The sequence below is a fragment of the Paenibacillus sp. IHB B 3415 genome (assembly GCF_000802655.2).
Lineage (GTDB): Bacteria > Bacillota > Bacilli > Paenibacillales > Paenibacillaceae > Paenibacillus_AQ > Paenibacillus_AQ phytohabitans.
This window is the reverse complement of the sequence record NZ_JUEI01000147.1, coordinates 1-6,445: the sequence shown is the minus strand read 5'-3', so window position 1 is coordinate 6,445 and position 6,445 is coordinate 1. Positions and strand designations below refer to the sequence as shown.

General features: G+C 51.6%; 6 protein-coding genes. 4 read left to right on the top strand and 2 right to left on the bottom strand.

The features are described from left to right. Window positions 1-619: 619 nt before the first annotated feature. Entirely contained in the window at window positions 620-877 is a 258-nt protein-coding gene (locus QW71_RS35420; RefSeq protein WP_025708535.1) for an AbrB/MazE/SpoVT family DNA-binding domain-containing protein, read from the top strand. 182 nt (window positions 878-1,059) lie between these two features. Here QW71_RS35420 and QW71_RS35415 read toward each other — a convergent pair whose 3' ends face one another. Together QW71_RS35415 and QW71_RS35410 are read right to left on the bottom strand one after the other, a co-directional pair. Continuing rightward, the gene (locus QW71_RS35415; RefSeq protein WP_047014152.1) at window positions 1,060-1,572 is read right to left on the bottom strand and encodes a PadR family transcriptional regulator; all 513 of its coding nucleotides are present in this window, start codon (window positions 1,570-1,572) and stop codon (window positions 1,060-1,062) included. A gap of 106 nt (window positions 1,573-1,678) precedes the next feature. Further along, on the bottom strand, window positions 1,679-2,830 hold the full coding sequence (locus tag QW71_RS35410; protein ID WP_047014151.1) for a YhgE/Pip domain-containing protein: 1,152 nt from the start codon (window positions 2,828-2,830) through the stop codon (window positions 1,679-1,681). A 194-nt stretch (window positions 2,831-3,024) separates the two neighbouring features. Between QW71_RS35410 and QW71_RS35405 the strand changes: the two genes are divergently transcribed. The 3 genes from QW71_RS35405 to QW71_RS35395 all read left to right on the top strand — a co-directional run bounded on the left by QW71_RS35405 (window position 3,025) and on the right by QW71_RS35395 (window position 6,155). Further along, window positions 3,025-3,753: an HAD family hydrolase gene (locus tag QW71_RS35405; protein WP_047014150.1), complete on the top strand. Its 729-nt coding sequence runs from the start codon at window positions 3,025-3,027 to the stop codon at window positions 3,751-3,753. A gap of 272 nt (window positions 3,754-4,025) precedes the next feature. Next, complete coding sequence (locus QW71_RS35400) at window positions 4,026-4,766, top strand: response regulator (protein ID WP_039310483.1); 741 nt, start codon at window positions 4,026-4,028, stop codon at window positions 4,764-4,766. A 36-nt stretch (window positions 4,767-4,802) separates the two neighbouring features. Then, window positions 4,803-6,155, top strand: a complete 1,353-nt coding sequence (locus QW71_RS35395; protein WP_235441639.1) for an FAD-dependent oxidoreductase — start codon at window positions 4,803-4,805, stop codon at window positions 6,153-6,155. Window positions 6,156-6,445 lie beyond the last annotated feature (290 nt).

Genomic DNA, 6,445 nt, shown 5'->3' with positions numbered 1-6,445 from the left:
CCAAATTAACGCGGTGTCGTGTGAAACAAAGACTTTTTCAACAGTCTGAAAAAGATCATTTAATTCCGCCCATATTACAAACCGAGCAGATTAGGCATGATTTAAGTGTCATTTTTCCAACTCTTGTTCCGGCAGAGACTTAAGCCAGTATTAAGTGCCTTTTATCCAACTGCTCGAAGCAGATCATTGAAAACAATAAAAGTTGAGGGCAGAGTAGCAGAAGAGCAGAAGAGCAGAAAGTCAGATGGGGAAAGGAAACTGGAACGAGTATGAACATGTTCATGAACATGAACAGACCTAGGAACGGAGTCGCAGCGGTTAGGCTAACCGGAAGCTCAAAACTGCTGAAATCAAGGTTTTTTCTAAAATTTAAATAAAAAACTGTCAATCCGAGAGGATATTGGATAAAATATGATTCAGGCTATTATTTTGTCGAATATACTCTAAACTTTGTCGAATAATTTGTCGATATATATCAAAAGATGTAGAAATAAAATTGACAGGAAAGAAATAGCACTTTACAATGCAGATATAGCATAATCATTTCTACTATTTAGAAGCTTTGATAGCTTTTAACACTGAATGATGAATCAAGCGTTATTTCAAGGGAGGATGCATAATGATGAAAGCAACAGGTATTGTAAGAAAAGTAGATGAACTGGGACGTATCGTGATTCCGATTGAACTACGCAGAACGATGGGAATTGACATAAAAGACCCGCTCGAAATTTTTGTGGACGGCGAAAAGATCATTCTCAGAAAATATGAACCTACTTGTATCTTCTCCGGAAGTGCCGAGAACCTGATCAACTTCAAAGGCAAAATGGTCAGCAAAGATGTTCTCGACGAACTGATTGCAAGCTTCGACCACGTATAAGTTTTGTTCTAAACCGCACCATAAATAATGACAGCAGGGACCGCAGCGCAGGCACTTTAACAGTGTTTGCACTCCGGTCCCTTTTAAATAGTATGAACAAAGACGGCAGTTCCCGGGCTTAGGCTTAGGGAGGACTGCCGTCTTGTGTTGTTTGCGGATCTATGCGCGGCTATGCTGATAGTTCAGCTCTCCAGCGCACTCTGCACTCTTCGGATAAAAGCATCGTATTGCACCAGCCCCAGCTCAATACAGAGCTTCTGGGAGGGCGTCAGCTTGCCGATCTTGTCCAGCTCCTGCAGCTTATGCTCCAGATCCTCGTACATCTCCTGTTTGGCCCGGAGGGCTTCGCGGAGCAGGGTGTGCATCGTCTCTTCATCCGCCATGTCCCCGAAATACAGATGCATCAGGAAGTCGGAACGGAGCACCTCCTTCTCCGCAGGCTGACGCAAATACTTCTGGAAGTGCTGTTCACCGTCGGGGGTAATTGTAAACAAGTTCTTATCCGGTTTGCCCTCCTGGCGTACCGCTTCCCTGGAGATCAGACCCAGCTTCTCCATCTTGCTTAAGGTGGGGTAAATCGTGCCGAAGCTGGCATCGAAGAAGAAGGAGAAATACTCCTCGAAATGCCGCTTGATATCATAGCCCGAATGGGGCTTCTCACTCAGAATCCCGAGTATTACATCTTGAATGTTCATGAACATCTGCCGCTCCTCTCTCTCCTTCCTACCATATCACATCTGTGCTGCCGGACTCAATTTGAACTGGCGGAAGGTGTCCGGGCCAGAGATGCTTCGCAAGTACTCAGGCATTGGCTGCCGCTCCGGTCTGGATTGCGCGTTTCTCCCGGCGGAGCAGGGTAAGCAGCACACTGGCAGCGGTAGCAACAGCAGCGATATAGAGCAGCGCCTTCACGTCGTGCAGGATGCCCTCACCGCCTATGACGAGATCCAGCATGCCGTCCACAGCATAGTAAGCAGGGAAGAATTGACCGACCGACTGGTAAAAGGGGGACAATACGTCCCGGGGAATCGTAGCCCCGGAGCTCAGCATCTGCATGGACAGCAGCGCAATGTTCAGCCACGCTCCGGCATCGCCGAGCAGCACAAGACTGAGATTGGCGACCGTCATGCAGGAGAGGATGACGACAAATTCGAACATCCACAGGCTGAGGAAGCCTTGCGAAGAGTGGATGCCGAGAACATGCAGCAGTGATGCGCTGATGAGTGAGCCGGCAAGTGCAGTGCCGGCCATCAGCACATACCGGGCGCTAAGCCGCTGCCATTTGCCGGCAGCAGCGGCCAGACTGGCGGAGGCCTTGCTCAGGTTCATGGCCAGCAGCATGCCTCCGGTGAAGGAAGCCGTAACGACCATTAGCGGAACCATAGTTTCAGCGAAGTTGGTAGCCGGATTCACAATCTGGATATCGGAGCTGATCCGGCTTGCTGCGCTGCTTCGAATCATTGCGGCTTCTGCCTCCGGCAGCTTCATAGCTGTGAGCACGCCGCCAAGTCCCGCAGCACTGCTCTTTGCATCCAAGGCAGCAGTGACTTTTGCCGCTACGCCCTGCATGACATTAGAGACCATTTGCGGATTGGATTCGTTCAGATAATAGCGGATCTTGGCCCCGGACGAAGGCTCGCTTAGTGAAGCGGTGAAGCCCCGGGGAAGCTCAATAATCATCCGGAGGGAACGATGTCCGAGCCGCTCCTGCGCCTCTGCCAGAGAGAGGCCCTTCACCTGCTCGAAGTTAAGGGACGCCGATATATTGTCGGCGATGGACTGGGCAGCACTGCCGTCTCCGTTGACGATGGCAATCGGCAGCTGATCTACCCGGTCGGTGACATGATCATAGCCGGTGATCCAGATGAGGCTGAAAAAGACCTGAAACAGCAGCGCAGTAATAATCCCCACGATGGTTACGGGTTGTTTGAGAAATTGAAAGATTATTTTCATTGTGTAAACACTCCTTATATCAATATGTCATATAACAAAATGTAATATATCATTACGAAATAATAAAATCAATACATATTCTTAGGTTCGTAGACAATACGTGCTGCTTTCCTATATCATTAAAGCGTGTTATGGAAGCTCCAGATGAACTAGAGAGTCAGAGGCAGAACAATTTGGAAGGGATGGGTCACCTTATGAGTTATGAAGAACAGACACAGGCAGGGCACAGACAGCTGCCGAAATTGAACAAACCGGAAGCCATAGTATTTGATATGGATGGTACGCTGTTCCAGACGGAAAGCCTGTTATTGCCGGCCTATCATAAAATGTTTGATATCCTGCGCGAAGAAGGGCTGTATTCCGGGCCGACTCCGCCGGAGGAGCGCATTCTGGGCAGCCTTGGCATGCTGCTGGCGCAAATCTGGAAGAATGTAATGCCGGAAGCGGACGCGGCGGTGCACCGCCGGGCGGATGAGCTGCTGCTGCAGCTGGAGATCGAAGGACTGGAAGCCGGAGGGACCCTTCTGTATCCTAAGGTAGTGGAAACGCTGCGTGCGCTTCATGCGCGCGGAGTGAAATTGTTCGTTGCCAGCAACGGGCTGGAGGACTATATTCACAGCATCGTAGTGGTACATGAGTTGAAGGAGCTGTTCGAGGGCTTATACAGTGCAGGCGGACAAGGAACGGCAACCAAGACGGAGCTGCTTGGACTCCTGCTGGACAACCACAATATCAGCAGTGCCTGGATGGTGGGCGACCGTTCCTCTGACGTGGAGGCGGGCAAGGGCAACGGGCAGACGGTAATTGGCTGTGCGTACGCCGGATTCGGACGGCAGGATGAGCTGAAGGGCTCCGACGTTATTATTTCTTCCTTCGATGAATTAATCGGGCTGTACGACAACAGCACAGCGCAAGACCTGTAAGGAAGTAGTCTCCGAATAGTTTTATGCAAAAGCAAGTACACGCGGATGTCTTTTCTGCCGGATCACCGGCGTTAAGGACATCCGTTTTGGCATCAGCGGGGATAGGTACGGATAAATCTCGAAATTTCATACCTTTTCTCGAATGTGGACCGTTTCTTTGGAGGGGTGCAAAATTTATACTGATAGTGTAAGCGTTTCACCAGAAGTGAATCTCTTGAGCCCGGCGAAGGCGGGCGCATCGGCCCGGACATTGTGGATGAGGAGGGATAGGCTTGCACAAGCTGTTTCTGGTTGAAGACGAAGCTCTGATCCGTTCGGGCCTCAAGCATTTGATTGAGGAGGTTATCGGCGGCTTTCAGGTGGTGGGTGAAGCAGAGAACGGAAGACTTGCGCTGGAGGCGCTCAAGAGTGTGAAGCCCGATGTTCTGATTACGGATATACGGATGAATGAAATGAACGGTCTGGAGATGATCAGGCGGGTCCGTGACCAGTACCCTGACCTGTACATTCTTATTCTAAGCGGGTATGCCGACTTTGAATACGCGAAGCAGGCGATCAAATACGGTATAAGCGATTATCTGCTGAAGCCGGTTGACCGCACGGAGCTGGCCCAGGCACTGGGGGATTTCAGGCGTAAGCACGGAACCCGGAGCGGCCTTGCGGACCAGCCGGAAGAGGGCGGAGCAGACCTGAAGGGCAGGCAATTGATCCGTAAAGTGAAAGAGCTGGTCGCGCAGCGGCTGGATCAGGAAATTTCACTGCAATATATGGCGGAGCAGGTGCATCTGAATCACCAGTACCTGTCGGTACTGTTCAAATCAGAAACAGGGCAGAACTTTACGGATTATGTCTCGCAGTGCCGGATGAACCGGGCCAAGCAGCTGCTGAAGGAAACGAATCTCAAAATCTATGAGGTAGCCAAATTATCAGGCTATCTAAGCTCCAAGCATTTCATGGCGGTATTCAAGGACTATACCGGCAGCACTCCCACGCAGTACAGGGAACAGCTGTAATGTAACCGTTAACTTAAAAGAGGAAAAGGAGGAGCAATGATGCGGAAATATGAAGTTGTTGTAGCAGGCGGCGGGGTTTCCGGCTCGATCGCGGCCATCGCGGCAGCAAGAGCAGGCGCCGCAACACTGATCATAGAGGCAGGGGGTTTCCTCGGCGGAACTCTAACCGCTGCGGGTGTCGGGCCGATGATGACTTTTCATGCCGGGCATAAGCAGGCTATCCAGGGGATCACTGATGAGCTGATCCAGCGGCTTCAGGCGCTCGGCAAATCACCGGGGCATATCCCGGACGCGACGAACTACACCTATTCGGTGACACCGTTCGATGCCGAAGCGATGAAATACGAGCTGGATCTGATGCTGCAGGAGAGCGGAGGCGAGGTGCTGTATCATACGATGCTGGCAGGGGCTGAAGTATCGGGCAGACGCATTGAGTCGCTTACCTTGTGCAACAAGGCAGGGCTTAGCCGGATTACGGCGGATGTGTTCATTGATGCTACCGGAGACGGGGACTTGGCTGCCTGGTCCGGAGTGCCGTTCACCAAAGGTCGTGAATCTGATGAGCAGTCGCAGCCGATGACCCTGAAGATGAAGATGAGGGGGGTGGACACGGAGAAGATCAAGGCGTACATCCGGGAGCACCGCGAGGACTTCCCGCGCATGAACCTTGATATTACCGTGATGGACTCTGCGGCCAGATTATCTGTCGCCGGCTTCGACAAGCAGTTCCGGGAAGCCAAGTCGCGCGGCGAGATCAGTATTCCGAGAGAAGATGTGCTGTTCTTCGAGACGAGTAATCCCGGCGAGATTATTATGAACACGACACGTATTCTGGGCAAGGACAGCACAGATCCGTGGAGCCTCAGCGAGGCGGAGATTGAAGGGCGCAGGCAGTGTAGGGAGCTGGAGATTTTTCTGAAAAAGTATATTCCCGGCTTTGAAGAGTCCGTGGTAGTCTCCACAGGTCCGTCCATCGGTGTCCGCGGCTCCCGCCAGATCAAGGGTTTGTACACGCTGACCGCGCAGGATATTCTGTCGGTGAAGCCCTTTGAGGATGTGATCGCCCACTCCGGTTATCCGATTGATATTCACAGCCCGGACGGCGAGGGAACCGCAACGGATCATCTGGAATGGGGGGCGATGTACGGCATCCCTTACCGCTGCCTGATCACGAAGGAAATCGACAACCTGATTGTGGTCGGCAGATGTCTCTCAGCTACTTTTGAAGCCCAGGCGGCTGTACGTACTACGCCAACGGTAGGGGCAATTGGTCAGGCGGGCGGTACTGCGGCGGCATTGGCCGTGAAAGAAGGAGTCCCCGTGCAGCAGGTGGACTATAAGGAACTGCAGCAGACACTCGTGGCGCATGGTGCTTATTTGGAGGTGTAACGGACGGAGCATTGTGCGCAAAAATAATGTCATGTACAGCTTGAACTGTTAATCTTTCGGATTAGCACCCCGTGCTCCTTGCTAGAGCCGCAGGCTGGTGGCTGTGACGGGACCCGCGCCTAAGCTCTAACTGTATTTTGTGCAACTAAAGCGAGCGTTTATGGCGCTGCGAAGGTTTTAATTGCATTTGATACAGTTATAATCCCCCATATTCCGCAAAAGGGGACTTACCGTTATTTTTAGTTGTACAGAAGAGTCAATTTCATAATTCAGTTGGCTGAATAGCAAGA

What these genes read in the sequence shown, in the direction of transcription:
- QW71_RS35405 (WP_047014150.1), top strand. Translation starts at nt 3,025, where the DNA reads ATGAGTTATGAAGAACAGACACAGGCAGGGCACAGACAGCTGCCGAAA.
- QW71_RS35395 (WP_235441639.1), top strand. Translation starts at nt 4,803, where the DNA reads ATGATGCGGAAATATGAAGTTGTTGTAGCAGGCGGCGGGGTTTCCGGC.
- QW71_RS35415 (WP_047014152.1), bottom strand. Translation starts at nt 1,572, where the DNA reads ATGAACATTCAAGATGTAATACTCGGGATTCTGAGTGAGAAGCCCCAT.
- QW71_RS35410 (WP_047014151.1), bottom strand. Translation starts at nt 2,830, where the DNA reads ATGAAAATAATCTTTCAATTTCTCAAACAACCCGTAACCATCGTGGGG.
- QW71_RS35420 (WP_025708535.1), top strand. Translation starts at nt 620, where the DNA reads ATGATGAAAGCAACAGGTATTGTAAGAAAAGTAGATGAACTGGGACGT.